The 25,493-nt window shown below is 61.6% G+C and carries 34 protein-coding genes, 1 tRNA gene and 1 pseudogene; 15 read left to right on the top strand and 21 right to left on the bottom strand.

The window, feature by feature from the left end; translation table 11 throughout:
- The first annotated feature begins 148 nt into the window (after positions 1 to 148).
- A complete protein-coding gene (locus ACFQX9_RS23535; protein ID WP_026232720.1) occupies positions 149 to 364 on the top strand; it encodes a DUF3072 domain-containing protein in 216 nt (71 codons plus the stop codon).
- Positions 365 to 992: 628 nt separating this feature from the next.
- Here ACFQX9_RS23535 and ACFQX9_RS23530 read toward each other — a convergent pair.
- Positions 993 to 1,262 (bottom strand): hypothetical protein, encoded by a 270-nt coding sequence (locus ACFQX9_RS23530; protein ID WP_018454380.1) that lies wholly within the window; start codon positions 1,260 to 1,262, stop codon positions 993 to 995.
- Positions 1,263 to 1,267: 5 nt separating this feature from the next.
- On the bottom strand, positions 1,268 to 1,510 hold the full coding sequence (locus ACFQX9_RS23525) for a hypothetical protein (protein ID WP_245288382.1): 243 nt from the start codon (positions 1,508 to 1,510) through the stop codon (positions 1,268 to 1,270).
- Positions 1,511 to 1,756: 246 nt separating this feature from the next.
- Here ACFQX9_RS23525 and ACFQX9_RS23520 point away from each other — a divergent pair.
- The 3 genes and pseudogenes from ACFQX9_RS23520 (at position 1,757) to ACFQX9_RS23510 (ending at position 3,799) form a co-directional block, all read left to right on the top strand.
- Positions 1,757 to 2,156: pseudogene (locus ACFQX9_RS23520) on the top strand (VOC family protein).
- Between the two features lie 228 nt (positions 2,157 to 2,384).
- A complete protein-coding gene (locus ACFQX9_RS23515) occupies positions 2,385 to 2,837 on the top strand; it encodes a VOC family protein (RefSeq protein WP_247338024.1) in 453 nt (150 codons plus the stop codon).
- A gap of 323 nt (positions 2,838 to 3,160) precedes the next feature.
- Positions 3,161 to 3,799 (top strand): glutathione S-transferase family protein, encoded by a 639-nt coding sequence (locus ACFQX9_RS23510; RefSeq protein WP_085353458.1) that lies wholly within the window; start codon positions 3,161 to 3,163, stop codon positions 3,797 to 3,799.
- Between the two features lie 108 nt (positions 3,800 to 3,907).
- Here the strand turns inward: ACFQX9_RS23510 and ACFQX9_RS23505 are convergent, their stop codons facing one another.
- The 3 genes from ACFQX9_RS23505 to ACFQX9_RS23495 are packed head-to-tail and all read right to left on the bottom strand — an operon-like array spanning position 3,908 to position 4,640.
- The gene (locus ACFQX9_RS23505; protein WP_377790780.1) at positions 3,908 to 4,075 is read right to left on the bottom strand and encodes a hypothetical protein; all 168 of its coding nucleotides are present in this window, start codon (positions 4,073 to 4,075) and stop codon (positions 3,908 to 3,910) included.
- 6 nt (positions 4,076 to 4,081) lie between these two features.
- Positions 4,082 to 4,327 (bottom strand): hypothetical protein, encoded by a 246-nt coding sequence (locus ACFQX9_RS23500; RefSeq protein WP_018454386.1) that lies wholly within the window; start codon positions 4,325 to 4,327, stop codon positions 4,082 to 4,084.
- Positions 4,328 to 4,385: 58 nt separating this feature from the next.
- Positions 4,386 to 4,640 (bottom strand): PilZ domain-containing protein, encoded by a 255-nt coding sequence (locus ACFQX9_RS23495; protein WP_007591415.1) that lies wholly within the window; start codon positions 4,638 to 4,640, stop codon positions 4,386 to 4,388.
- A gap of 224 nt (positions 4,641 to 4,864) precedes the next feature.
- Here ACFQX9_RS23495 and ACFQX9_RS23490 point away from each other — a divergent pair.
- Both ACFQX9_RS23490 and ACFQX9_RS23485 read left to right on the top strand, forming a co-directional pair.
- A tRNA-Glu gene (locus tag ACFQX9_RS23490) sits at positions 4,865 to 4,939 on the top strand.
- Between the two features lie 61 nt (positions 4,940 to 5,000).
- The gene (locus ACFQX9_RS23485) at positions 5,001 to 5,123 is read left to right on the top strand and encodes a hypothetical protein (RefSeq protein WP_377790777.1); all 123 of its coding nucleotides are present in this window, start codon (positions 5,001 to 5,003) and stop codon (positions 5,121 to 5,123) included.
- A 711-nt stretch (positions 5,124 to 5,834) separates the two neighbouring features.
- On the opposite strand, the gene ACFQX9_RS23480 is transcribed toward ACFQX9_RS23485, so the two are convergent.
- The gene (locus ACFQX9_RS23480; protein WP_377790775.1) at positions 5,835 to 6,035 is read right to left on the bottom strand and encodes a hypothetical protein; all 201 of its coding nucleotides are present in this window, start codon (positions 6,033 to 6,035) and stop codon (positions 5,835 to 5,837) included.
- Between the two features lie 422 nt (positions 6,036 to 6,457).
- Between ACFQX9_RS23480 and ACFQX9_RS23475 the strand changes: the two genes are divergently transcribed.
- Positions 6,458 to 6,721 (top strand): hypothetical protein, encoded by a 264-nt coding sequence (locus ACFQX9_RS23475; protein WP_377790773.1) that lies wholly within the window; start codon positions 6,458 to 6,460, stop codon positions 6,719 to 6,721.
- Between the two features lie 35 nt (positions 6,722 to 6,756).
- On the opposite strand, the gene ACFQX9_RS23470 is transcribed toward ACFQX9_RS23475, so the two are convergent.
- Positions 6,757 to 7,044: a DNA-binding protein gene (locus ACFQX9_RS23470; RefSeq protein WP_377790771.1), complete on the bottom strand. Its 288-nt coding sequence runs from the start codon at positions 7,042 to 7,044 to the stop codon at positions 6,757 to 6,759.
- Between the two features lie 65 nt (positions 7,045 to 7,109).
- On the bottom strand, positions 7,110 to 7,889 hold the full coding sequence (locus tag ACFQX9_RS23465) for an outer membrane protein (protein ID WP_377790769.1): 780 nt from the start codon (positions 7,887 to 7,889) through the stop codon (positions 7,110 to 7,112).
- Positions 7,890 to 8,373: 484 nt separating this feature from the next.
- Between ACFQX9_RS23465 and ACFQX9_RS23460 the strand changes: the two genes are divergently transcribed.
- The gene (locus tag ACFQX9_RS23460) at positions 8,374 to 9,114 is read left to right on the top strand and encodes a hypothetical protein (protein ID WP_377790767.1); all 741 of its coding nucleotides are present in this window, start codon (positions 8,374 to 8,376) and stop codon (positions 9,112 to 9,114) included.
- A gap of 19 nt (positions 9,115 to 9,133) precedes the next feature.
- Positions 9,134 to 9,739, top strand: coding sequence for a hypothetical protein (locus ACFQX9_RS23455; protein WP_377790766.1), 606 nt, complete (start codon positions 9,134 to 9,136; stop codon positions 9,737 to 9,739).
- 42 nt (positions 9,740 to 9,781) lie between these two features.
- On the opposite strand, the gene ACFQX9_RS23450 is transcribed toward ACFQX9_RS23455, so the two are convergent.
- The 10 genes from ACFQX9_RS23450 to ACFQX9_RS23405 form a co-directional block, all read right to left on the bottom strand.
- Positions 9,782 to 9,976 (bottom strand): hypothetical protein, encoded by a 195-nt coding sequence (locus ACFQX9_RS23450; RefSeq protein WP_377790763.1) that lies wholly within the window; start codon positions 9,974 to 9,976, stop codon positions 9,782 to 9,784.
- The gene (locus ACFQX9_RS23445) at positions 9,976 to 10,266 is read right to left on the bottom strand and encodes a hypothetical protein (protein WP_377790761.1); all 291 of its coding nucleotides are present in this window, start codon (positions 10,264 to 10,266) and stop codon (positions 9,976 to 9,978) included. Before ACFQX9_RS23445 ends, ACFQX9_RS23450 begins: the two co-directional genes overlap by 1 nt.
- Entirely contained in the window at positions 10,266 to 10,943 is a 678-nt protein-coding gene (locus ACFQX9_RS23440; RefSeq protein ID WP_377790759.1) for a hypothetical protein, read from the bottom strand. The genes ACFQX9_RS23445 and ACFQX9_RS23440 overlap by 1 nt, the downstream gene beginning before the upstream one ends.
- Positions 10,940 to 12,304 carry a hypothetical protein gene (locus ACFQX9_RS23435; RefSeq protein WP_377790757.1) on the bottom strand — a complete coding sequence of 455 codons (1,365 nt, stop codon included), beginning with the start codon at positions 12,302 to 12,304 and terminating at the stop codon, positions 10,940 to 10,942. The genes ACFQX9_RS23440 and ACFQX9_RS23435 overlap by 4 nt, the downstream gene beginning before the upstream one ends.
- 98 nt (positions 12,305 to 12,402) lie before the next feature.
- Positions 12,403 to 12,540 (bottom strand): hypothetical protein, encoded by a 138-nt coding sequence (locus ACFQX9_RS23430; protein WP_377790756.1) that lies wholly within the window; start codon positions 12,538 to 12,540, stop codon positions 12,403 to 12,405.
- Positions 12,537 to 12,971 carry a hypothetical protein gene (locus ACFQX9_RS23425; RefSeq protein ID WP_377790754.1) on the bottom strand — a complete coding sequence of 145 codons (435 nt, stop codon included), beginning with the start codon at positions 12,969 to 12,971 and terminating at the stop codon, positions 12,537 to 12,539. Before ACFQX9_RS23425 ends, ACFQX9_RS23430 begins: the two co-directional genes overlap by 4 nt.
- Before the next feature lie 511 nt (positions 12,972 to 13,482).
- Positions 13,483 to 14,937 carry an AAA family ATPase gene (locus ACFQX9_RS23420; RefSeq protein WP_377790752.1) on the bottom strand — a complete coding sequence of 485 codons (1,455 nt, stop codon included), beginning with the start codon at positions 14,935 to 14,937 and terminating at the stop codon, positions 13,483 to 13,485.
- Positions 14,938 to 15,120: 183 nt separating this feature from the next.
- Positions 15,121 to 15,309: a transcriptional regulator gene (locus tag ACFQX9_RS23415; protein WP_377790750.1), complete on the bottom strand. Its 189-nt coding sequence runs from the start codon at positions 15,307 to 15,309 to the stop codon at positions 15,121 to 15,123.
- Positions 15,310 to 15,410: 101 nt separating this feature from the next.
- Positions 15,411 to 15,905: a hypothetical protein gene (locus tag ACFQX9_RS23410; protein ID WP_377790747.1), complete on the bottom strand. Its 495-nt coding sequence runs from the start codon at positions 15,903 to 15,905 to the stop codon at positions 15,411 to 15,413.
- Position 15,906: 1 nt separating this feature from the next.
- Positions 15,907 to 17,181, bottom strand: a complete 1,275-nt coding sequence (locus tag ACFQX9_RS23405; protein WP_377790745.1) for a tyrosine-type recombinase/integrase — start codon at positions 17,179 to 17,181, stop codon at positions 15,907 to 15,909.
- Between the two features lie 285 nt (positions 17,182 to 17,466).
- Between ACFQX9_RS23405 and ACFQX9_RS23400 the strand changes: the two genes are divergently transcribed.
- The 6 genes from ACFQX9_RS23400 to ACFQX9_RS23375 all read left to right on the top strand — a co-directional run bounded on the left by ACFQX9_RS23400 (position 17,467) and on the right by ACFQX9_RS23375 (position 22,867).
- Positions 17,467 to 18,138: a hypothetical protein gene (locus ACFQX9_RS23400; RefSeq protein ID WP_377790743.1), complete on the top strand. Its 672-nt coding sequence runs from the start codon at positions 17,467 to 17,469 to the stop codon at positions 18,136 to 18,138.
- 140 nt (positions 18,139 to 18,278) lie between these two features.
- Entirely contained in the window at positions 18,279 to 18,905 is a 627-nt protein-coding gene (locus tag ACFQX9_RS23395; protein WP_018454388.1) for a pilus assembly protein PilZ, read from the top strand.
- A gap of 104 nt (positions 18,906 to 19,009) precedes the next feature.
- Positions 19,010 to 19,282 carry a hypothetical protein gene (locus ACFQX9_RS23390; RefSeq protein ID WP_247297369.1) on the top strand — a complete coding sequence of 91 codons (273 nt, stop codon included), beginning with the start codon at positions 19,010 to 19,012 and terminating at the stop codon, positions 19,280 to 19,282.
- A 571-nt stretch (positions 19,283 to 19,853) separates the two neighbouring features.
- Positions 19,854 to 20,894: a PrsW family glutamic-type intramembrane protease gene (locus ACFQX9_RS23385; RefSeq protein ID WP_018454391.1), complete on the top strand. Its 1,041-nt coding sequence runs from the start codon at positions 19,854 to 19,856 to the stop codon at positions 20,892 to 20,894.
- Between the two features lie 74 nt (positions 20,895 to 20,968).
- Positions 20,969 to 21,547 carry an HdeD family acid-resistance protein gene (locus tag ACFQX9_RS23380; RefSeq protein WP_026232724.1) on the top strand — a complete coding sequence of 193 codons (579 nt, stop codon included), beginning with the start codon at positions 20,969 to 20,971 and terminating at the stop codon, positions 21,545 to 21,547.
- A 234-nt stretch (positions 21,548 to 21,781) separates the two neighbouring features.
- On the top strand, positions 21,782 to 22,867 hold the full coding sequence (locus ACFQX9_RS23375) for a 3-deoxy-7-phosphoheptulonate synthase (protein WP_377790740.1): 1,086 nt from the start codon (positions 21,782 to 21,784) through the stop codon (positions 22,865 to 22,867).
- Positions 22,868 to 22,921: 54 nt separating this feature from the next.
- Here the strand turns inward: ACFQX9_RS23375 and ACFQX9_RS23370 are convergent, their stop codons facing one another.
- Genes ACFQX9_RS23370 through epmA form a run of 3 tightly spaced genes read right to left on the bottom strand, consistent with a single transcriptional unit; the run spans position 22,922 to position 25,372 of the window.
- A complete protein-coding gene (locus ACFQX9_RS23370) occupies positions 22,922 to 23,173 on the bottom strand; it encodes a hypothetical protein (protein WP_018454394.1) in 252 nt (83 codons plus the stop codon).
- 43 nt (positions 23,174 to 23,216) lie between these two features.
- On the bottom strand, positions 23,217 to 24,311 hold the full coding sequence (locus tag ACFQX9_RS23365) for a lysine-2,3-aminomutase-like protein (protein WP_026232725.1): 1,095 nt from the start codon (positions 24,309 to 24,311) through the stop codon (positions 23,217 to 23,219).
- Entirely contained in the window at positions 24,308 to 25,372 is a 1,065-nt protein-coding gene (epmA, locus tag ACFQX9_RS23360) for an EF-P lysine aminoacylase EpmA (RefSeq protein WP_377790737.1), read from the bottom strand. The genes ACFQX9_RS23365 and epmA overlap by 4 nt, the downstream gene beginning before the upstream one ends.
- Positions 25,373 to 25,493 lie beyond the last annotated feature (121 nt).

Here is a 25,493-nt window from a genome sequence, read left to right as displayed (position 1 = left end):
CTTGGCGGGAGCGCTTGTTCCGCGCTGGCCAGTAGGTCGGTTCTTCATGGCAGATCTCGAGACGTTCAATTTCCGCACGTTTTCGACTGACGAACAAATGAGGAACGACAAGCGCGCGCCGACGTTAGGTGGAAAAGGAGAGATCGCGATGGCTGACAAGACAGCTGACAACACCGGGGACAACACACAAAAGGATCCGAAGGATTGGGTTTCCGGCGACGACCCGATGACCGGCGCCCAGGAATCCTACCTCAAGACCCTCGCCGAGCAGGCGCACAAGCCCCTCCCCAAGAAGGATCTGACCAAGGCAGAGGCGTCAGAGCTGATCGACACGATGCGGCAAAAGGCCGGGCTCGAGAAGTAGACAGCGGGCATGTACGCCCCGCCCCTGCGAGACGGAAGAACATGACTCACCGATGATCAGAAGTGTCGCGGGAAGGTTGCAGGCGTTCGGCCAACGCTGCATTCACAAACGTTGAGCGCGCTGCATTTCGTCGGGCACAGACAGCGTCGATTGAGCGCACGATCCCGCAATGTCGATTCCACAACTTCAATGCCGGGATCGCGGCCTGTCGCTTTGCGAGCCGGGCACTCATCCTGCTTTGCCTTGCTTCACGTCATGTACGATGTCACCGATGGTGCTTCCCACGACAATCGCGGCAACAACAGGCCAACCGGCGGCTACCATAAGGATGGCCCCGTAGCGCATGTCTTCGCCGGGCCGTTTGTAACTGTCTCGGCCCGAGAACAGGAGCACCGCGATCGGGCAGCCAACTGCGTATCGTCTAAACCATTTCACGACGAGAGACCTTCGTTTACGGGCATTCGTCGCCTCGAACTCCGTCGTGGTTCATGATGTCGGCCGTCCGGCCGCTCGCCGGCAGGCGAAATTTCAGACGATCATGCAAGGCGCGTCAGGCGCCTTGCATGACCTGCTGCCGCTCATTTTCTTGAGCGCGCTGAGCATCGGCTCCGCGCCGAGCTCAGTTCTGTCACTTCGGCAGATCGCGGATTGCCAGCTTGATGACTGTAAGGACAACGAAAGCGGGCGCCCCGTAAACGATGGCGTTCACGGCCCAAGTGATGGCGACGCCCAAGAAAACGGAACTGCCGACAGCTCCCCAGAAAAGGTAAGCTGCGGATATACCCGGCATCTCCCATGCCATCACAGGGGTGGAGTAGTCGGTTAGCTGCTCCATGACGAGCAGCACCGTCGAGACGAGGGCCCCGATTGCCAGTGCGACGGTGAGAACGGATTTCATTGTCTTCAAAGGCCCAACAGCGCCATCACGATCGGAATCATAAAAAAGGCTGCCAGGCCGAGGAGGCCTCCTACGGCAATCTTCACCCAACGCCGTTGAATTTTCGGCTCGAGCCATGTCGCCAGTTTGACCCAGAGCGCATACGCCCATCCGGCAACAATCGAGCGGATAAGTGCAAACAGAAGCTCGCCTAGAATATTGGCCATAGCGGTTAGTCGCGTCAGTTCCGCGGGGAGTTCATCTGCCAACGGCTAAACAACCCCGTGTCCCCCGTGAGTGAGGTGGCCCAGTTCTGCGATTTGCGTCACGTTCTGAGGACCCGGTTAGCGCTGTGGGGCTTCGTGAAGGGCTCGTTTTCTAGCGCTTGAGCAATGCCATCGCCATTCACGGCGCGCTCGGCGCGGCATCGTGACTGCTGACATCAGGGTGGCAGCAGCGGTGTGCGACGAGCCCCGCGATGCCGCTCAAATCTGCGGTCAACCAAAGGACATGCCATGAAGTTCGCCTCCACTCGCCTGATCGCTACTGACATTAAAAATCATGGTTTCGTTCTACGAAATGGTGACCGGATGTTCCGCCGAATGGCTCGCGCCGGTGTTCGCCAAGATCGTGACGCCGGGCGCCAACCTCGCAATCGGCGCAGCCGAGACGGTCACGCTCTGGAAAGAAAACAGTGCCGAGCCCGGCGCGAACCGCACCGCCGTGATCGAGTTTCAGGTTGAAGACATCGATGCGGATTATCAGCGCCTGAAAGACAAGGTTACGCTGGTGCACGAGTTGAAAACGATGCCATGGGGCAACAGGACGTTCCAGTTTCGCGACCCCGAAGGCACGGCGGTATCGCTCTTCATGCCGCCGATCGAGCAGGCCGGACACCGCCTCGCGGCGCAATAGGTCGCGGCAGCAGACCGCCCCGCACACACAGCCAATGGCGCGTGTGCGGCACTGGATTTTCGGTGAAAGTGCATTGAAATTTCGCCGGCTGATTTACTTCATCAGCCGGCTTCACCCTCATGCACATGTGCACCCGCCCCCTGCCCCTCCCCGGATTTTCCTGCTATCTCCTACTCCCTTCGGCTCGGCCGAACCAAAAACCCTCCATCCACCCAGGGAGCAACAACCATGCGATACCTCCACACCATGCTGCGCGTGCGCAATCTCGATGTCGCGCTGAAGTTTTACCAGGATGCGCTGGGGCTGAAGGAGGTTCGGCGGATCGAGAACGACAAGGGGCGTTTCACGCTGGTGTTCCTGTGCTCGTCGGACGATCTCGAGGCGCTGAAGAAGCAGCCACAGACGCGCGGCGCGCCGCTGGTCGAGCTCACCTGGAATTGGGACGAGGAAAAATACGGCGAGGATCGCTTCTTCGGCCATCTCGCCTATGAAGTCGACGACATCTACGCGACCTGCGAGAAGCTGATGAAGGCCGACGTCACCATCAACCGTCCGCCGCGCGACGGCAACATGGCCTTCGTCCGCTCGCCGGATTTGCACTCGATCGAGCTGTTGCAGAAGGGCGATCCGAAGCCGCCGCAGGAGCCGTGGTCGTCGATGCCCAACATCGGCCATTGGTAGGCCTTTTTGCCGGAACCAGCCCCTCTCCTAAGCGTTCTCTCTTCGACAATGCAATTGGAGGAGGACGCGATGGGACGCGGAATTTTGTTGTGGATGCTGGGCGTGCCGATCCCGGTGATCATCTTGCTGTGGCTGTTCTTCGGCCGCTGATCGCCTGACCAGGCTTTGCCTTGCAATGAAAGCTCCGCCTCGGGCGGAGCTTTTTGCATGCGGACCTTTTGCATGCGGACCTTTTGCATGAGAGGATCGGCGCAATCGCCCGTCGCTCGCCGCAGTGAATTCCGCTATTACCCGCGCCGAAAGAAGCGCCGCGGGAGGATGATGTGCCGGACCAAAAACTGACGATCTGGGGCCGCGCCAATTCGGTCAACGTGCAAAAGGTGCTGTGGTGCCTCACCGAGCTCGGCTTGGCTTACGAGCGCATCGACGCCGGCATGGCGTTCGGCAAGACCCGCGACGCCGACTATCTCGCGATGAATCCCAATGCGCGGATCCCGACGCTGGTTGAGGGCGACTTCACGCTGTGGGAATCCAATTCGATCATGCGCTATCTCTGCCTCGCGCATGGGCGCGGCACGCCGATCTATCCCGAGGCGCCGAGGCTGCGCGCCAGCGTCGACCGCTGGCTCGACTGGACGCTGTCGATGGTGCAGCCGGTCGACCGCCCGGTGTTCTGGGGCATCGTGCGCACGCCGCCCGCCGAGCGCGAGATGATCCAGGTGCAAAAGGATGCCGATGCCGCCGCCGAGGTCTGGGCCATCGCGGACCGCCTGCTCTCCACGCGTCCGTTCATGGACGGCGATGCGTTCACGCTCGCCGACATCGCGGTTGGCGCCTATGCGCGGCGCTGGCTCGGCGTCGAGGGCATCACCCGGCCCGCGCAGCCGCATCTGACGCGCTGGCTCGCCGAACTCGGCAAACGGCCCGGTTTTGCGCAATTTGTGGCACCGCCGATGTCGTGAGCGGTGGCGCGGCTTAAAGTCCGTTACGAGCACGATGAATCGGCATTTTGCCGCGCGGCGCCGGGAGGTGGCGGCTACTGTGCATGGGGTTGTTTTCGCGTTTTTTTGTTAAGGCCAGTCGCGCTCGAACAGCAGTACGCAGAAAATCAGCACGAGCGTGACCGCCGCAGTGGCGAGCCGCGCGGTCCAGCTCAGGCCGCGGCCGACCCACCACAGCAGCGCGCAATACATCACGAACGGGACGATGATCTCGGGCCGCATGATGTCCGGCGGCATGGGGGCTCAGCGCCTGACCGTGGTCTCGACGCTGATCGAGCCGCCGATCTTGACGCAGGTGCCGGTGCTCTCGACCAGATGGAAGCCGCGGCCATAGGCGGCGCAGGAGCCCGCTTTCGCGCTCCCGCCGGCACCGTTCAGCGGCAAGGCCTTGCCGGCCTGTGGGCGCTCCGGAGGCGGCAGACGCAAGGCTTCCGCCGCGGCCGCGGCCGTCGTCAGCAACGAGATCAGGATGAGGAGCGGCGCACGCATGCAGGCCGTTCTAGCCCGGACCGGCGTCGCGCGCCATCGGGGTCGCTTTGCCCGGGGATCAGATGAACTTGATGCCGGCCGATTTGCCGCGGCGCCACACCACCTGGCAGCTCCGCCCGGTCCGCGCATCGCGCGCGAACGCCATCCGGATCACGCCCGGGAGCTGGCTCGCATCCTCGTCCAGCGTGATCTTGGCGCCCGTGGCGGAGATGTCCTGGACCAGGCATTGCCGCGCTGCGAATCCGCCGTCGAGCGTGATCCAGGCATGCTGCGACAGCGACTTGCGGGCTGCGCGCTTCTTGGGCGGTGGCATCGGCTTAAATTCTCCCAGTCCAGCGCTAGCTCAGGGAACCTAAGAAACCGTTGAATTCGGCCGACCGATCCTTGGGTGGGATGCTATCCACCGGTGCCAAAAGACCGTTCCCGAACGGCTTGCCCAGGGCGCCAAAGGCCATTATAGGTTCGCCCGCTGCAGCCGCCGGGCATGACTCGGGCGGCCAGCGGCCGTGCCGCGAAAAGCGGCGGGGCCCTGGGTTTGCTCCCTTCGTCTATCGGTTAGGACGCCACCCTTTCACGGTGGAGAGAGCGGTTCGATTCCGCTAGGGAGCGCCAATCTTTTCAATGGCTTACCTCCCTCACCCGCCCGCATGTCCAACGTTTGTCCAATAAACGAATGCACACAGCCGTCGAGTTGGAGGCTATCTGCCGCGAGTTGGCAGAGGCTGCCACTGACCCGGTAGAGCGCGCCGCGCTGCTGGAGATCGCAGAGAACTACGGCAAGAACGCCGCCAACTGAGGCAACGTACTTCTACGTGTTCCGCTTATAAATACACGCGCAAGGAACAAACGAAGATTGATTATTAGCGCAATCTGTTCTCGCCCGGAGAACAACGGGGCCGCCAGCGCAACGCCAACTGAGGCGGCCTTACTCGTTGTTCTCGGTCCAAGTCTGCTCACCGCACTGGCACCTGAACATGCGAACGATTTTCCCGTTTTGCGGATTTAGCATTTTCAACACGGACAGGGGCTTTCTGCCACACTCGCCGCAGGGCTTCACCGGGCTAGGGTCAAAGCTCGAAAACACTTCGTTCTTAAAATCGCGGTCCACTACTATCACCAAGCCGTTGAGCGACTCTAAGTGCCATAGTGTACACTTGTTCCAAGGATTTCCACCGATGACCCCCGACGAATATCTCAAACTGGCGGAGCGATACCGGAAAGCACTGGAGACGGTGAAGGACTCGTTCGCGCGCCAGCATCTCGAAAGCATGGAACGGAGCTACCGGACCCTGGCTGATAGCAAGCGGGAGCTCCGGAAGTCTGGCTATATGGTGGACGCCTTGGGCAAGCTGGGCGATGCGACAACGCAAAATAGACCAATGCGGCTCGTTGCGTCCGGAGATACGCTCCCGTTCGCCACGTGTTCACGGCGGACCAAATTCCTTGAGGTATCTCGAGGGTCGGCACAAAACGGAAACTGGCAACTGAGGCCGCCACCTGCGGCGGCCTATTTCGGAGATTGCAGGCCGGGAGAGGTCAGCCAATCGCTGATGTGCGCGCCGGTATCGGCTAGCCTAGCCTTCCTAAGAAGTGCCTCGCGTTCCGCGCCTGCCGGTAATGCGCTGGCCTGCTCCTTGTACCTTGTTGCCAGTTCGGCCAATCGTTCCTCAAGAGAGTAGGTCTGCTTCAGTCGGCGGCGCTCCGTCATGGCGCTTTCCTCGGGCCATCAACAACGACTCCAAAACTAGAAAACCTTGGTTCAGTTCCAAGGGCGGAACGAACTTAGGCGCCCCCGAAACATTCTAGGAAGATTAGGCCCGCCACCGTGAACCGGCGGGTCCTGGAATTGCAATGCACGGAGAGGTGCACTGAAACTTCGCGCGCTTCTGTCCGTAGTATCAGTATCCGGGATTTTGTTGATCCCTCTCGGGGCTGGACTAAACCCATCGCCGCCGGGACAAGGTATTGTTTGCCCGGCGGCGCAATTTTGGCTTATCGCTCAGGCGAGCACCTGCCAGCGTGAGCTTCAAGCGACTTTTTCCCGACCCACGACGCGCAGTAGTTCGCCTGCCCGGACCTACCAGGAATCGATAATTTGCGAGGTACTTACGGTGCCGCTTTGATGGCGGCATGCCTCCTGTAAGACGCCACACACCTACGCACGCCGACGGCCGGCAGATGAAGATTACCTTCGGCGAGATGCGAGAGATGGGACCGCGCCGCGTGCTGGTCTATTGCCATTGCGGCCATCACGTCGCTCTGGAGGCCGACCGCTGGCCTGACAGTATGAGGCTATCTGACCTTGAGCCGCGTTTCGTCTGCCAGGGCTGCGGTAGTCGCGGCGCCGATGTGCGGCCTGACTTCGCCCCTCCCAAAATGGGCACCAACGCATAAAGGCCGCGAGCGTGAACCGGCGGGCCGGCTCAGCTTTAAGCAGCCGTGGAGCGCTCGCGCTTGGGTTTTACCTGTAGCTGCAAGTCCATTGCCGAGAGCACTGCAAGAACCGTTGAGAAATTCGGAAGCTGTGTGTTGGATTTGAAGGCCCGATAAATACTCGGTCGCTGTAGCCCCGTCTGCCTTGCCACCTCGGCGATGTTGAAGTCGCCAAGGGCTTTGCCGATGGCTTTGCAAATTATCTTGGGTTCAGCCGAAGCGAGCGCAATGTTTAGCTCCTTGGCCATCCTTAAAGGGACAATCGGTCGGTACGATTTCGTCATTTCAGTCTCCCAAAAGAAAAGGCCGGCTCGAAGAGCCGGCCCCTTATGGATCTGCCTGTTGCTGCTCAGTATCTAGCGAGCGACGGGCCTCCGAACTTGTAGTTCAGGCGCACCAAGCCCATATCGACGTCCTGGCGAATCCGGTCGCTGCCGAATACCCCACCCACGGGCGTTGTGAAGCCGATCGTGCGATCGCCAAGGAAGATGTGGTCGTACTCCAGGCCCAGCGACCAGTTTGGCGCGAAGCCGTACTCCAGACCGACCCCGACAGTTCCGCCCCAGCGCGTTTCGCTCGCCGAAGCCAGCCGTGTGCCCGCGAGCGGCGTGCCTGCTGCGGCGTAGATGTCGTACTTGTCACCGACGACGGCGGCGCCGCCCTTCACGTAAAGCAGCACGTTGTTCCAGGCGTAACCGACCTGGCCGGTGATGAGCCCGAAAGCATCGATGGTGGTACGGTTGCGGTCACCGGTCACCAGGGCACTGCCTGGGAAGGCGGTGCTGATGTTGTCGCCCCGGAAGTCGGCCCAGTTGCCCTGACCTTCGATGCCGTACACCCACTGGCCCGACTGCATGCGATAGCCGATCTGGCCGCCGATCGTGCCGCCCGTTGCGTTGTGGCAGCCCTCACCGACCAGGGTACCGGTTACCGGCGTGACAAAGTCCAAGCACGTATGGCTTGAGCCGCCGCCGCCGTTGATGCCGATGTAGAAGCCGCTCCAGTCGTACATCGCCGCAACCATCGGCGGAGCCTTCGTATACGGTCGGGCCGCGAGATCCGCCGCACTGGCAGGAGCTGCTAAACCGAGAGCCAGTGTTCCGGCCGCAGCCGCAATAAGTTTCTTCATTCGAGTCTCTCCCCAGAGATAACGAGTTCAATGAATCGGCGCGTTCGCCCACCTACCAAAGAATAGTACGTCGTACGCCTGCACGTTGCTGTAGCTCGCCTGCAACACTCGTTATCAAAGGGGGTCGGGAATCCTTTATATCTGTTAAGTAGTTGGGAACTGAAAGCCCTGTGGAGTGCATATTGCGATCGGCCCGGCCCCCAGCGCGAACCGGCAGGCCGTGAAGGTCAGCGCCCCAAAGTCCGCTCAATCTCACCGGCTGCCCAAGTCGCTACGATCATCGCGAACCGGAAGCGAGCACGACCAGCGTAGTACCGAACAAAATCCATCATTTTCCACCTGCTTGATTGGCTCCAGCATCTAGACGCCGGGGATATCCAAAAACCGGAAAAACCGTCCGATTAGATTCAATCCACCGCTAGCGCAGCTTGCTCTCGCTCTCCGGTTCCGGTTGGATCGCAGATCTCGGGGAGGCTTGCGATTCGTGTCTTGGTTGGCCGCGCGCTGGAAGCGCTATTGGGAGCGCTGCGAAAACTTCAAGGAATTCGAACAGACCGGCGCATATGACGTCCGCCGGCTGGCCGATGGAAGTATCTTTTCTGCGAGCAAGCTAAGGGATGCCCGCGATTGGCTTCACAAGAGAGACACGCGATATCAGCGCTGGGCATTCTGTGCGAGCGTGGTTGCAATCGTGATCTCCGCCGGAGCCGCAATCGTATCGTACAAAAGCTGGGACAACGCACACAGGGCAGACCGCGCTTGGGTGGGCGCCACAACAATGCGCCTTGGCGAAAAGCCGGCAGTCGGGAGGGATTTACGGTTCTACCTCGAATTCCAAAACACAGGCCGACAGCCAGCTCGAGATGTGTTTTACGAGCCCGACAGCTACGCGTACAGAAAAGACATGACGGGAGACGTAGCGGAGCGTGCGAGGCGACACATTGCTCGGTGCATGGCTAGGCAACCGCGCGACGAGCAAATGACAATCTTCCCCGGAAGAGGCACTTTCGCACCATATCAAATCAAGAAAGATAGTAATCTGATCACAGAGCCTGTGATTGCTGGAGCGGATCTAATTCTGGTCGATGGATGCTTCGTTTACCGCACGGTAGACGAGGTGCATCGAACGGCGTTTTGCTTCGAATATGACGCGTCAAATCCTCAAGTAGACGACGATGGCAAGCCGATCATGAATGTTTGCCTCCACGGCAACTACGCCGACTAGCAAATCTGAGGTTCAAACAATGCCACCACTTCCAGCACACTGCCCGAAGTGCGGCGCCATATTTCCATCGAATGTAATTTCCATCGACAATTCCGATGATATTACAATCGGTAATATTCAGGAGCGCTGCCCGATACAGGGATGTGGCGGTACAGCCAGAGTTATTGAGGGAAATTTCGACTTCGTTGGGCACGCTGTTCGCGTCAGGCGTGCTCCGCCGCGTACACTCGCAATCTTGACTGTCCTTCAAGAGGCGCTTCAGGACGTCGAACGCGGGAAGCCCACCGATGAAGCCATTTCGAAAATTGAACGTGCTTCCCCCGAGCTTGCTAGCGCAATTCGAAAAACGATTGGGTCTGCTGGAAAGCCGCTTCTTGGGACCTTGCTGTTTGCCTTGCTAGCCAGCTGCTCGATGAGCACAAGACTGGACTGGAATCAGCTTGTCGATCAGGTTCATGTCTACCGGACAGGAGCTGCGCCCTATCCGGGACTTGGACAATCAGGATCGAGTGCGTCAGAAACTGAAAGCAAAGCAGAGCCGAGCAGACAGCAACGGCGCTACAAAGAACGCCAAACCAAAAAGCGGCAGCGGCAGATCGAGCGGCAGCGACCAAAGAAACCGTAGCTCTCATTTTTAGCTCCCTAAACAGAGTCTCACTCTCAACGATCATTTCCAGCCGCGGCTGGCGGAATGGTCACTGTAGTGCCGAATATGCGCAAAGGTTTTCTGCGCCGGCTTCTGCGGCTTGGGCTTCTTCTGCTCCTCGACGCGCGTTAGCTCCGCAGCAACGGCAGCACGTAGCCGCGCTGCCCTCGCTTCGATCTTGCCGCCTTCGCCCGGAATGCGGATGGCGCGGCTCATCACTTCCGCCTCAGTTTGGTGACCACAACAGACTTGTCGCCACCCCGGCGATTGGTGACAGAGCTGACCACGAGAGTGGCCGCCTCAGGCGCGCCGTCAGCGCTCGCGGTGATCTCGATCCGGTCGTTCCGCCGCAGGTTCTCAGCAACCTGGTTGAAATATCCGGGGCTGTCGAGAATGTCGCCAAGCGCGTGATCGGTTTTGTAGAAGAACGTATTCCAGGGCATGGCCTGGATTGCGAGCGAGAAGCCGTAAAGGTCCATGGCAACGAGGTCGTGAATATCAGACATCAGACGAGCCTCCCGCCCATACCAACAGCAGGCCCGGTGCCGTGGATCATCTCCTGCAGCTGCTGGACTCGCGTTTGAACTTCTCGCGTCCTGTAGCCCTCGGTGCCTGGCGGGGTCTTTTTGTAGATGGTGTCCAACTCGCGTTGCGCCGCGCTGGTGCCGGCCGGGAGCGCACGGCTCGGCTCATCGTTGAAGCGTCTGCTGCTCACCGTGTTGTCTCCGTAGGTGTGTGCCTTTTGCCGGCCAAGCTCCGAGAGAATCTTGAGAACCGCCGGATCATTGCCCAGTCCGCTTGCATCGACCTTGGCGATCAGGTCGGGCCGAGTCTTTGCAATGTCGGCAAACGCCGATTTGGCATAGGCGAGATTTTCCTTGAAATCAGGAGACGTATGCCCGCCCCATTCCTGCACGAGCGCCTGACCTTCCGCACCGAGCTCGCTCAGCTTGCTGGCTGCATTCGTGATCATCGCGGTTTCGGCTGCCGCCTGGTGTGCTGCGGGCTCTGGTCGCTGGCCGTCCTGGAGCTTGCCGGCGGCCAGGTGGTTCTCCAACCAAGGCTGAAGCGGCTCCGAAGAGGCCGAATGCTCATCAGGAATGGGCTGTGAAAGCGCCTGCGCGCCCTGCATGTCGCCAGCCATCCAGGCTTCGGCTGCGCCCGTATCGATCGTATCGCTCAACTGTAGGCTCCTTGGTGAGGGTTATAGCGGCCCGACGACTCGTGACTCACAGGACCGGGTTTTCTTCGCTTCGCTGTCGTGGCAAGGACCAATGCCCCCGCAACCGCGTTCGCAACGTCATCATGGGCGCCGGGCGCGTGGTCGATCGCATCCTTGCCGCCGCGAGTGGCGCGCCGCTCGAGCAGCGCTAGTTGTGTAATCAGCCGATCATGGTCGAGGAGATCGGCCCCGCGCGAGTTGATCAAAGGCAGCAGCGCGACATACAAGTCGGACCGCGAGCGATCGGCCGTCTCATAGTGAACGCCAAACCTTCGAAAACTCTCGCGGGGCCAGTCCCCCCCAAAGCGGTCCCCGACCACGCGACTGACCCGATAGGACCGCAGTAAGTCGCAAAACTCTTGCACGATGGCTTCAGGCGAGAACGGCGGCCGAACCTCGCGGATAGCATCCAGGATCACTGTCGCGCTCTCGTCAGCGCCGGTCTTGTGGGCGATGGCGAGCGTCATCGAGTCCTTGCCGCTGCCGCCGGCAACGTCCGTAAACGCCACATAGTGATTTAGCCGCTCGGGCTTGCGCTCGGCCACTCCACTCGAGACACAGGCGCGCACGGCCTCGATCGGAATGTAGGAGCTGATGTCGTTTCGGAACTCTCCGAGCCATTCAGCGCTGGCTACCGCAACGTCATCGCGAAGCGCATCCTGGATGATCTGCGGATCCAGCGTCGGATTGAGGACCAGCGAAGGCGCCTTGATCACCAGCACCTTGCTGTCTTTGCCGAAATGCTCCTGGTACTTGTTGTACAGAAGCCCCGATTTTCGATAGGGCGAACTGATGCCAATGATGATTGAATTGGGAAGCGTCGCCGTACCGGGCTTGATGGCGTCGTAAGTCTCGATATCTGGCGAGGCGGAACTGTCGTCGCGATAGAACGCACATTCGTCCAGGACTGCAGCCAGCACCGGGCGACCACGCAGGCTGCGAAAGCTGTTGGTGGCGATGGTCACGTCAACGCGGTTGCTCAGCTCCAGGCCGCTCGCCGTCTCACGCTGCACGAGGCCCGCGAGTAGCGGGATGTCCTGGAAATAGGATTGAGTGTAGCCAAAGATGATCTTGGCCTGATCGCGGTCCGTTGCGAGGCACAGCACGACAGGCCGCTCGCCGGGGCGTAGCCTGGAGCCGCCATCGAACATCGCGGCCATGTGGGCGACCAGAACAGACGCCACGGAGTCCTTGCCGGCACGGCGGCCTGCAATGATCCAAACCTCTTTGACGGGTTCGGCAGGCGGCTCGCGCTCGGCAATGGAGTGAAAGAAGACTTTCTCCGCATCCGTCATGGGGATTGCGAAGATGGCCTTGAGCACGATCTTCCATGGATTCCAGGACGCGCCGGGGAACCAGGGCCCGTAGAGATTGGGATCGTCGATGGCGTCGATGATGTTCAAGGCGGTCAGCCGGTTGTCTACTTCGTTTTGACAGCAGGCTTGCTGGGCTCACGGTGCGTGCTGCCGCCACCAGCGGCAGACTGCTTGCCGCCTTCGCGGCCGGGCATCAGGTAGTCGTCGCCGTGCGGCGGACGCGGCGGCTTGGGATTGCTCATAGTTGTGTTTCCTCTTGGCTGGTGGTGGATGGGCTCTCGGCGGGCTCAGCGAGTCCGCTGGAGGGGCTTGCCGGCGCACGCTGGCTAATGGCGGGTAATGGCGCGAACGAATCCTTGGCGCGCTCTGTGGCTTTGGAGGCCAGATAGGACGCAAGCGAGGGGGTGACATCGCGAGCACGCCGCTCGAGCCCCAGGTCGCTTAGAAGCCGGCGCAGGCTGTTCGCGGCGGTGGTGAACTCCGCGAGGTCGAGCACGCCGCCCGCAACCATCTCAGCCTCAGCCTGCTCGCAGACCACGCAGAGCGCAGAGGCGCGGCGAGCGATTGCGCTCTGAGCGCCTGAGGGATCGCCGCCAAGGTCGCTGATTAGTTCGGCCAGGACATCGCGATAACGGCGCGCGGGCGCGCTGCGACCGTCCACGCCTTCGAGCACGGCAGAACCGTTGCTGATGCGGCTGCGAGTTTTAGACGGAGGCTTTTCGAGGTGGCTACGATCGCACATCAACTTTGGTCGCTCCGAATGGCTTATCGGTCATTTGTTGGACACGATACTACGGCGCATGCATCAACTCACTGTATTTATTAGTTTTTTGGTGTGCGTATCGACACTATATGCCACCTTGTGCAGGCGGATAGCATTCGGAAAGCACTGATTCATGCATCCGCACGAGCGGCGCTCGGAGCGGGACTGCGCCAAAATCACGCGAGAAAAAATCCGCACGAGCTTGCACGAATGCAGCGAGGATCGCCGGCCGGTTTTGCGCGCCCCACACCATCGAACAGCTGTGAGAACCGGCCGGCGTCCAACTATTCTGCCGCACCTGCCGTACCTAAAGTCCGGCATAGGTCCGGCAAGTAGGGCAATGCAGTTGCCGCACCACCACCCCCTTAGGGGTGTGGGGTGGGGCACGGCAGAAATGCGTGGGGAAGTCAGGTACGGCAAATCAATCATCTTCCCGCACCTCAATGAACTTCTTCACCTCGCGCTTTTCGTCCTGACGCTCGACCACTCGCAGGGCGCCAGAGGAGCGCCACACGTTGAGCATCGCCGTAATCTTCGCTCTGTCGGCCTTGCTGTTCGCATCAAGCTCCAGGGCGCGCGCTACGGCTTTACCGACCCATGCAGCTGCCTGGACGTTCTCGCGCCAACTGCCGCTCCTGATGACCGCAGCCACCTTGTCGAAATCAGCCCCGGTCATGCCGGCCAATGGGTCCGGCCATTGCCAGGGCACGACAACGCCCACGCTGTCTCCCGGCCCGCCTAGATGGCCGTTGCCTAGATCAACGCTCTGCAGCCTGTACCAATCCGATTTGTCAGCTGGCGGATGCAGGTTAGCTTTGTCGTTATAGGAGCGGAAATAGAGCCGATGATTCTCGACCCCTGCCCGCTCCCCCTCATCCTTGGACATTCGGTTGACGGCGCGCACAACGCGGCAGGCATCGGTCTTAGCTTTGGCCCCGCGAGCGCTCTCGGTGGTCACCTCACTCTCGATGCCGCCCATCTTGCGCGTATGATCCACGAGGTGAACGGCGCAATTGCCCTTGTCCGCGACCCTGCCCCATTCCTTGACCACCATGTCCTGAGCCGTGTTGTCGTTCTCGGCGACCTCGTGGCAGGACACGAAAGGGTCAATAATGACCGCATCAATCTGATGTTGAACGATCTCGGCGACCAGCGCGTCAACTACCGGGCGCACAATCATGACGCCATTGCGTTGTGTGGTAGCTATGACTAGCCGCTGGTCGCGCCCGCTGTCCACATACAGCCGGTCGCCAATGTCGTCAGCCGATAGGCCATAATGCAGGGCAGCTGCCTGGATTTTGCGCTCCGTTTCCTCCTGGGGGTCCTCTAGATTCCAGAGCCAGACGCGCTGCTGCCTCGGTGGAGTGACACCTAGCAGGTTCTTCCCTGAGACCTTGGCGAGCGCCTCCACCGCGATGAGCGACGACTTACCGACGCCGCCAGGCGAAACCGTTGCGGTGACGAATTTTCGAAGCAGAAGGCTGCCGTAAATCCATTCGCGGCGGGCGATCTCTTCGGCGGGCCGCCATTCATACGGCGTCGCCGCAACGGCTCGGGCACGATCCGGGTCCGCATCCGGGCTTTCCATGGCGTCTGACATGCCGCTGGTGATGAGTTCATGCACCGCGCCATCGCTCAGATGGTCAATCAGGCCGCTGGCCTCTGCGCCCTCCCAAAGTGCGCCTTCGATATCCTCATCGACCAACAGGCCATGGATTCTGAGGCGCTGGAAGCGAGCCGCAAGAGCCTTCAGTATGGTGACGGTTGCCAGAGGATCGTGGCCGAGCAGCAGCTGCTTGGTGCGCTTAACTTCCGCCCGAGCTGCTTCAAAGGACATGTCCGATAACGGCGCAAACTTAACCCTCACAGCTTTCATCGCGCACCCCCGTACACGAACGGAGCGAGCGCCTCAGCCAGCGACGCTGCGATGGCGCAGCGACGCAAAAGGGACGACGCTTGCAGTTTGTTGAGCGTTGCTATAGATTCCGTAGCGTCTTGGCGGACACACAGAATCTCCTGGGGGGCCTTTGCGCCCCCCTCTTCTTTTTCAATCATGTGATTACGCAGCCACCGGCTGGCGGGTTTCCGCCTCGCGGGCCGCAACCCATTCGCGTTCAGCATCCTCGCTAATACGAACGCAATCGAGCACCGGCATGGTGCGCGGGCCCTTACCTACGCGCTGGAGCTTGTAATACGTGCTGCGGGAGAACTTGTGACGGTTGCAGAACTCGTCGATCGTGTAGGACATCTGTCGCACCTTTTGCTGAGGTGCGCTGCTAGAAGTCGCTTCGCACCTTGTGGAGTGCGTATGTATTTGAAGGAACAGCGATCCTAATTCGACCGGGTTGGTTAGGACTTCGCGGTCATCTTCTCACGAAGGCGGGCCAAGGTGTGTTCTGCCAACTCGGCCGCCGTCTTGCCGGATGCGTTTGCCGCATCAATGAGCCGGTTATAAAGCTCAATCTCGTCCCTCGGTGCCCTTTCGTCCATGAGGTTTTTGCGGTGCTGGAGTAGTTGCTTAGCATCCATTCCGGTTGCCTTCGCGACATACGCTCCCGATTGCTTCAGATTGCGCCCGGCCTTGTTCGCGAACGTAACGGCGATCGAGGCCATCGCCATGTTGGCGCTCTGAAACTCTGAATTACCCGTCCGCCCGATCCGCTCATCTTCAAGCTGTCCGATCACGTCATAGAATGGCGCGACGAGCGTCAGATCGGCCTTCATTTCACGGAGGTATTGCACGGCCACCTTCACCGCAGCGATACGCCCCCTCGCCCGGTCGGCTTTGTAAATCTCTGAGGCGGCCTCGAGCGCCGACAAATAGTGCCCGTACGCATCCTCCATGTCAGCCCCGCAGCGCTACGATGTTTGTTGCATCGTCGGCAGCAAAACGCGGTGCTCCTGCCCTGATTGCATCCGCGACATAGGACGGCGCCAAGTGCCCATAGTGCTTTTCAACCATCCGAGTGTCGGAGTGCCCAAGGTTCTTAGCCACGATCATCAGCGGAACGCCATTCATGACGGCATGGCTCGCCCAGGTGTGTCGCAAGCCGTGGAAGTTGATCGGCGGATCGATCTTGGCCCGCTCGTTTGCGGCGTCCATCGGCTCGGCTTGGTGGGAAGGCAGCCACATGTCGCCGTTGCCCTTCACGAACAGCGAGGCGCTACCCGGCCGGCCCGCTGTGATGGATTTCAAGAACTCGATACCCTCAGCCGTCAGGATGATGTGGCGGGGCTTGCCGGCCTTGGACTGCCGTACCGTCAGCGTGCCGCTATCGGCGTTGAAGTCAGAGACCAAGAACGCGCACAGCTCGCCGTAGCGAGCGCCGGTCTCGAGGGCGCCACGGACAAGGCGCCGGAAGTCGGGGTCGCAGGCGTTGATCAGCCTGCCCGCCTCGGGCATCGAGAGGTAATGAACCCGCGCGGATTCCACACCCTCGAAGGGCTCAACGCGGCGCCAAGCGGCGTCTGAGGAAACCTTGCCGTCCCGCCAGACACGGTTCAGCGCGGCCTTGAGCATGGTCAGGATGCGGTTGGCGGTGGACTTGCGGCGCCGTGCCGCGTCGGGGTCGTTCGCCACCTCCCTGAATTTCTGCTTCTCACCGGGCTTTGTCCTGATCCTGGCGGGGGTCTTCGAGACCTTCACATGCCAATCGCGGATTTGATCGGTCGTTAGGGCCTCAACCTCAACCTTCCCCAAGCTGGGGAGAATGAACGCGTCGGCCGCGTATTGGGCCTCTTGCGCAGACTTGCGGTTCGAGTCCAGAAACTGGATGTAAGACTTGATGGCGTCGGCCACCGTGAGGGGCCCAGTGATGCCGGCGGCGGTATGAGCCCGCTTCACCATCCGTGATCGAGCCAGCACCTGCGCTTGTTGATAGCTGAGGATCTCAACACCGTCGGCGTCTGAGAAGTCGTCGGCGGCCGGCAGCGTTTCGACCTCATACTTCTGATCGCCGATGTAGTGGCGCGCCACCCACTTGCCGGTCCCGCTGAGCGGCTTGCGGTAGCCGAGGTGAAGGCCGGGCTCCAACACCCGGTAATAGGGCTTGCCCCTCGCCTTCAGGCGGCTGCGCGCAGTGCGGGTCTCAAGGTTGGCATCGCGGACTGTTCTGGCCATTTGGTCAAATCCCCCGTGTCCAATTAGTGTCCAATATACGGAGGAGAACGTCAATAGACAAATACGCACATACGTGCATTTACTGCTAGAAAGAAAGGCGTTTTGGAGAACCTATGCGCATTCAGAAATACATGGTTACAGCCCTTTCACGGTGGAGAGAGCGGTTCGATTCCGCTAGGGAGCGCCATCATCCGGCGTTAGATGACAGGGCGAATCTGCCGCCCCGCATGAACCTCCCTGCCCCTCGCCTCCGACCAATGTCCAGACTGAACCGGATGCAGGCCGATGGCGCAGCACAAATCTCCCTCGGACGACCAGGCCGGGATTGCCTCGCCGGCGCTGCCGCCATGGATCCACCGCACGGCAGCCTACGTGCCGGAGCGGCGCGCCAGAATGCTGGAGCACATGGCGCGCGCCAGGTCGCTGCCTCGGGCAACGCCTGCGTTGGAGCCGTCGCATACGGCCGGCACGAACATTCTCGGGGACGCCTGCGGCTACGCCGTCCTGTTCGGCATCATCGCGCTGCTGTTTCAGTCGCGCGTTCCTCTCTACCTCGGCGCCTTTCTCTTCTTCACCGATGGCGAGCGCATCGAACTCGCTCTTGCAAAGATCGGCATCCGTCTCGAGCTTGGTACGATCGGGCCCGACATCATCAAGGGCTTCGTATCCCTGTTCGGATGGTTCGCGCTGCTGGCATCGCTGAAAGCGTCCGTCCCCGCCTGGCTCGCGACATGGATGCTTCCAGACACATCGTGGTCCTTGCTCGCCGGAATCGCTCTTTTGTTCGCCATCGTCGAAGCATTCGCAACGCGCGCGATGCAGCATGCATTGCCGTGGTTCGGATTTGAGAGCGACCGAGCGGCCTGGCCTGCGCGACGATCAAGCTCGCTATGGCCCTTGGCGTGCTGGCTCTGCTGGTGCTGCTCGGATGACGCGATCGTGAGGTCACGGGCCTGACAATCGCGGCGCTATGCCGCCCGCCCCGATCTGCGCATTTACCGGAAATTTACCCCTGCTCGTGAGCGCCGGTATCATTTGCTTAGAATTTGATTGCTACCGTGGAAATACGGAAAACCTCCGAAACACGATTGGCGCCCATGTCCGTCGCAGAGTTCCTCAGACAGCGTGCCGTGCATGTCACCGTGAGTGGCAGCTACTCGCTGCCGCGTTGGTACGATTGCGAGGGCAAGCTCCGTACCTTCGCCTGCCGCACCAGCCGCGTTTCACCGTTCCGCATGATGGTCGACGTTCCCGTAGTCGGAAAGGTCGGCGAGCGCGTGACCTCCTACTTCCAGGATTTTGGCGAATTCCAATGCACCATCAGCGCGACGCTGAAATCGGGCTTCCTGATGGAGCTCGACATGACGCGGGCCCGGCGCGCCTGGATGTCGGAAAAGCTGACCTGGCTCGAGAAGAAGCAAAAGGACGCCAGCGTCCAGGAGCTGCGGAATGACGCGCGCTTCGTTCCGCAGGTCGCGCACACCTTCCTGACGCTCGCCGACGGCAGCACCCATGCCTGCTTCATCATCGACGTCTCCACGGCCGGTGTCGCGATATCCTGCGAATACGATCCGCCAGTGGGAACCCCGCTTGCGGTCGGCGCTTGCGTCGGGCGCGTGATCCGCAAATTCGAAAACGGCTTTGCTGTCAAATTCGCCGAAAAGCAGTCGCGGGACGACGTCGTCCGGCTGATCGTCCGCACGGCCATGCTGCAATCGGCCTGATCCTCCGGCCGCGCTGCCCTATCGCAGCCCTATTTCGAGATAAGCTTTTGAAGGTCCGCGCCTCGTTCCGGACGTCATTTGCAGACTTGCGATCGGGGGACCGAATGGCAGTCGAGAAAATTACAGTCGATAAGGTCAGAGTCGACAAGATCACCTGGGACAGGGTCGGCCGGGTCACCGAGCCCGGACGCTACATGTACACGTTCGGCTGGCTCACCATCACCGCCGACGATCTCGATATCTGGAAGCAATACCCGCAGGCCGCGTTCACGCTGATGGCGCAGCATTCCGAGCCGGACGCGTCCACCGGCGAGGAGTTCCATCTCGGCGCCTTCGACGTCGCGCCCGACGCGCCGCCGCCGTTCACCACGCATTGAGACAGTCAAAGCGGGCTACGATCGGCAGCCAGCAAGCCGCGGCAGGGCGCGTGGCGGGAACGCGTGGCACGCCCGTTGCTTTATCATTGCCATGACTCACATCCCCGCCTTCGATCAGGCCTTTCTGCTGTTGCTCATCGTGCTCTGCCTTGGTACGTGCCTTATCCGCGCCTTCTGGGAGGTGGAGCAACTCCGGGGCCGCCGCACCGCGTCCCCATCCCGCGCGATCAAGCGTGACTAGACCGGCTCGGCCGGCCGTGCGTAGCCCGGACGGGGCAATCCCGGCTCTGGACTTGCCGCGGCGACACGTGCATCGTCAATCGAAGAAACCTGCACATTGCCTTGATCTGACTTACCAATCGCGATCCGATGACGGGCGCGCGACCGTTGTCATGGGATGACGAGGTGGTTCTGTCATGCAATTGATTGCGCTCGTTATTCTGCACCTCGGCGACTGTCCTGATGAACGCAGGCTGTCACGCTTGTTAAGAGACGCGACAGCAAGCGCATGACACAAGGTCGCATCAGGGAATGTAGATAAGCGGATCAAGGGAACCTATTTTCGGCGCCGATGTACCTGATTGAAGCGTTACCCACCGTCATCGGAACGGCCGCCATTGCCCCGGCGCTGCTGATGCTGTGGCTCGTCATTGCCGCCGAGGAACGCCCCGGACCGCCGGCCCAGGTCTGGACCGCTTTCCTGCTCGGCGCGGCCAGCATTTCGCTGCTGGGCCTGGCCCGCGCCCCTTTCGCCAAGATGGTTGCGGCCCCGGACAACCCGTGGGCGGCACTGGCCATGCATTCGATCTTCGGCGTCGCGCTGCCGGAGGAAGCGGTCAAGGTGATCGCGATCGTGCTGGTCGCCTCGACCAAGCGGCGGACCTTCGCCAATCCGATGGACACCGTGGTCTATGGCGCCGCGGTTGGCCTGGGCTTCGCCGCCTACGAGAATCTCGCCTACCTCGTCCAGCACGCCGAGATGTGGCGCTCGCTGGCCGCCTTGCGCAGCGTGCTGACCGTGCCGTTCCACGGCGCGCTCGGCATTATCGCCGGCGCCTATCTGACCATCGCGCGCGCCGGCACGGCGCTGGGTGCGAACCGCCATCATCGCGACTGGGCCCGTCTCTCCAGCCGGCTGCTGATCTTCGCAGGTCCGCTCGCCCTGCATTCGGCCTTCGACTTCCCCCTGCTCACGCTTCAGCGCATGCCGGATCTCGATCCGGCGCTGCGGATGTGGTTGGGCGGCGCGAGCCTGCTGATCGGCTTCAGCTCGATCGCCTTCGCTATCCGCCTGGTACGGCGCGTCGCGCGCCATCACGCGCCCCGAACCGACGTCGCGCGCGAGCGCCTCAGCCAGCTCCGCCGGATGTGGGCGCTGCTGCTTGCCGGTGGCGGCGTCGGCTTTCTCGGGCTCGCCTTCGTGCTGACCTCGATCCATCACTGGCTCATCAATCCCGAGCGCAATCTGACGCTCGCCCTGATCCCGATCGGCCTGGTCTCGATCCTGCTCGGCCTCGCACTTCTGATCGTCACGACCGCGATCTATGTTCTCGGCCGCAACCGCATCCGCACCAGCGGCGAAGGTTTTTCGTCGGCGCACGGCGGCGGCTGAGCCGCGGGATGGCAAGCGCGGTGTGCACGTACTAGACTAGATTGAGGACACACCTCTCGATCCGGAGCCTGCCCATGACATCGCCTGAGGATTTTTCCCGGCTGCAATCCGCCATGAGCGGGACGGTCAAGGCACATTGGAAGGCCTTTCTGTTCGAAGGCATCCTGCTTGCGGTGCTTGGCGTCGCCGCGCTGATCCTGCCGCCGCTCGCAAGCCTTGCGATTGCGATCTTCCTCGGCTGGATGTTCCTGATCAGCGGCATCGGCGGATTGATCGCCACCTATTGGGCGCGCAGCACGCCGGGCTTCTGGTGGTCGCTGATCTCGGCCGCGCTGGCCGTGCTTGCAGGCATGCTGCTGCTGGCGCGGCCGATCCAGGCCGTGCTGACGCTGACCATCGTGCTCGGCGCCTATTTCCTCGCCGAGGGCGTCGCCACCATCATGTACGCGCTGGAGCATCGCCGCGAGCCGGGCGGCCGCTGGTCGTGGCTCCTGATCTCGGGCCTCGTCGACATCGCGATCTCGTTCATGGTGATCACGGGATTGCCGAGCTCGGCGGAATGGGCGATCGGCATCCTCGTCGGCATCAACCTGCTGTTCGGCGGCGCCACCCTGATCGGCATGGCGCTGGCGGCACGCAAAAGCAACAGTTGAGGCGCCGCGTGGCCGTCACGTCTATTGGGGGGTGACAAGCCGCCGATCGCACGCTATATGACGGGCCATGATCACCCTCGTCACCAGCTATTTTTGGTACTTTAGCTACGACAGCTCGCTGGCGGCAGGAGGATCGCGCTCAATCTGAAACATTGCAGCAAACGTCCGAACAAGCCGCCAGACCTGGCGGCTTTTTTATTGGCCGGCAGGGTCTCAAAATGACAGGAGCCCGCCGTGCTAAGCACGACCGACGATCTTCGTATCCGCGAACTGAAAGAGCTGAACACGCCCGAAGAGGTGATGCGGGAAGTCCCGCGAACGCTCACTGCGACGCGCGTGGTGATGGCGGCACGCAACGCCATCCATGCGATCCTGAATGGCCAGGACGACCGGCTTCTGGTCGTGGTCGGCCCCTGCTCGGTGCATGATCCCAGGGCCGCGCTCGAATACGCCGAGCGCCTCGCGAGCTTGCGCGAAGAGCTTGCCGACCAACTCGAGATCGTGATGCGGGTCTATTTCGAGAAGCCGCGCACCACGGTCGGCTGGAAGGGCCTGATCAACGATCCTGATCTGGACGGCAGCTTCGACATCAACAAGGGCCTGCGGCTGGCGCGCAACGTGCTCTCGGCGGTAAATAATGTCGGCCTGCCCGCCGGCACCGAATTCCTCGACATGACGACGCCGCAATACATTGCGGACCTCGTGTCCTGGGCCGCAATCGGCGCGCGCACGACCGAAAGCCAGATCCATCGCGAGTTGGCCTCGGGGCTGTCCTGCCCGGTCGGGTTCAAGAACGGCACCGACGGCAATGTGCAAATTGCGGCGGACGCTGTGAAGTCGGCCTCGAATCCGCATCATTTCATGGCGGTGACCAAGCTCGGCCGCTCGGCGATCGCCTCAACCGCGGGCAACGAGGATTGTCACATCATCCTGCGCGGCGGCAGCACGCCGAACTACGATGCGGCAAGCGTCGCGGCGGCCTGCAACGATCTGGCGAAAGCAAGCGTCGCACCGCTCGTGATGGTCGATGTGAGCCACGCTAATTCGAGCAAGAAGCCGGAAAACCAGCCGCTCGTGACGGCCGACATCGCCGGGCAAATTTCTGGCGGCGAGAACCGCATCATGGGGGTGATGGTCGAGAGCAATCTCGTCGCCGGACGCCAGGACGTGGTGCCGGGCAAGCCGCTCACCTATGGCCAGAGCATCACGGACGGCTGCATCGACTGGGCGACCACGGCAACCGTGCTCAAGCAGCTCGCTGACGCGGTCGAGATCCGGCGCAACATCAAGCGCGCAGGGCTGCACGAGCGCTCCGCCTGACCAAACGATTGCGGGCGGGGTGAGGCTGTCGCACCCTGCCCGCTTTCCCGGCGCCTAGCAGCCGCGGCAGATGCTCTTGATCTTCTTGTCGAGCGCCTGATTTTCCTTGCTGAGGGGATCGTTCGGGTCGCTCAGGTTCTTCTCACTTGGCACGTCGCCAGCGCGCGGCTGCCGATGACCGACGGGCGCAGGCGGCAAAGAACCCGCCGATTGTCCCGAGGTCGTCGATCCCTTGCTTCCCGTTTGCGCGAAGCCGGCGCTGCCGAACACCGTCAGAAGCGACAGTGCTAGGATGATGCTTCTCATTTTGCTTCTCCATTCCTCGGGCCAGCATCTCCATCACGACCAATCAGGTCTCGGGCGGATAGAGGTGAACGTCGCCGCAATAATCCACGATACGATAGCGCGTTTCCGATGCCGCATCACCCGCATCAGGTGCGGTATTTTGCATCGGCAACACGTAATTCGGCCCCACCGGCGACTTGCCGGCACCGCCGGGGATGTCGATGACATAGTCGGGCTGACACAGTCCTGACACCCGTCCGCGCAGCTGCCGCATCAAATGCTGCCCCTCGGCGAGTGTCGTTCGCAGATGCGCCGTGCCGGGCGCGAGATCACCGTGATGCAGATAATAGGGCTTGATCCGGCATTCGACGAAAGCTCGCATCAAATCCGAAAGAGCGATTGCGTTGTCATTGACGCCGCGCAAAAGCACGGACTGGCTTACCATGGGAATTCCGGCATCGACCAGCCGCGCGCAGGCGGCACGCGCGGGCCCCGTCAGTTCGCGCGCATGGTTGGCATGCAGCGCCACCCAGGTGGTGGCGCCTTCGGCCTTGAGCGCCGCCACCATCTCGTCGCTGATGCGCGCGGGATCGGCCGCCGGCACGCGGGTGTGAAGGCGGATGATCTTGACGTGATCGATTCCGGCCAGATCGGCCATGATCTCGCCCATCCGCCGAGGCGACAACATCAGGGGATCCCCCCCGGTCAGGATCACCTCCCAGATCTCGCTGTGCGCGCGGATGTAGTCGATCGCCGCGCGATAGGCGGCGTCCGAGAGCGCGTTCTCCTTGCCGGGTCCGACCATCTCGCGGCGGAAGCAGAAGCGGCAATAGACCGCGCAGACGTGAACGAGCTTGAACAGCACGCGGTCGGGATAACGATGCACGATCCCGGGAACCGGCGAGTGCGAATGATCGCCGATCGGATCTGCATTCTCGCCCGGCTGCATCTCCAGCTCTGCGGCAGTCGGAACGAATTGGCGCGCAATGGGATCGTCGGGATCGGACCTGTCGATCAGATCGACCAGCGCCGGCGTGATCGCAACCGCATAGCGTGCGGCAATGCGATCGAGCACCGGCAGCGCTGTGGCTGACACCAGCTGCTCGGCCACAAGTTCGGCCGGCTCGCGCAATGTGCGCGCAAGATTGCTCTTCATCATGTCTCGCTCAACGTTTCATTTGCAGGCGGCGTCCACACCACCTGATCAATTCGCGATGCGCCGCTCGCCAGCATTACCAGGCGGTCGAATCCGAGCGCGACGCCGCTCGCCTCCGGCATCGCCGCGACCGCGGCCAGAAAGTCCTCGTCCAGCGGATAGGCTTCGCAGTAGCGGCGTTGCTTCTCTGCCATGGATAGCGTGAAGCGCTTGCGCTGCTCCTCGGCGTCGGTCAGTTCGCCAAAACCGTTGGCGAGCTCGACACCGCAGGCATAGACCTCGAACCGCTCGGCGACTCGGGGATCGCCCGCCTTCACGCGCGCCAGTGCCGCCTCTGGAGATGGGTATTCGAACAGAATGGTCAAACGGCCCTGCCCCAGATGCGGCTCGACATGCTCGACCAGAACCTTGCTGAAGATGTCGGACCAGATGTCATCCTCGGCCACGCGGACCTTGCCGGCAACTGACCGCGCGAGCGCGGCGCGGTCGCCCTCGCCGCCGGAAATGGTCGCAAGCAGGTCGATTCCCGCAAACTGCTCGAAGGCGCTGGCAACCGTCACAAGCTCCGGCTCGGCGAAAGGATCTGCGGTCCGGCCGCGGAAGGTGAAGGCGCCGATACCGGTCGCCTGGGCCGCGCGGGCGATGAGGACGACGCAGTCGGCCATGATGGCGTCATAGGGCGCGCCTGCCCGGTACCATTCCAGCATGGTGAATTCGGGCAAATGCAGGTCGCCGCGCTCACGGTCCCGGAACACCCGGGCGAACTCGAAAATCCGGGTCTCCCCGGCCGCCAGCAGCTTCTTGCAGGCGAATTCCGGCGAGGTCCGCAAATATCGGCTCACACGGCTGCCGTCGGGCCGCATGATCTCGGTCCGGGGGGCGTGCAGGTGGGTCTCGTTGCCCGGGGAGACCTGGAGAACGGAGGTTTCGACCTCGACGAAGCCCTGCTCGACGAAAAATCCCCGTAGAGCCCCAGTGATGGCTCCCCTGGCCTGCAAGAAGGGCCGGCGGTCGAGATGCCGCGAGGGGGACCAGAACGGCGACATCGGCTTGTCCCCAGCCATTAACCGGCTGTCCCGCAAGCCAGCAAAATGCTGGCATCCAACGGCAAAACCAGTATGTTGCGGCCCGAAACGGGTGCCGCGGTCTGATTTGGGGCCCCAGGTCCCCCATCAATTTGACCAC

It is taken from the genome of Bradyrhizobium sp. GCM10028915 (assembly GCF_042666195.1).
Lineage (GTDB): Bacteria > Pseudomonadota > Alphaproteobacteria > Rhizobiales > Xanthobacteraceae > Bradyrhizobium > Bradyrhizobium canariense_D.
The sequence above is the reverse complement of the archived record's forward strand: the minus strand, read 5'-3'. Positions and strand labels throughout refer to the sequence as shown.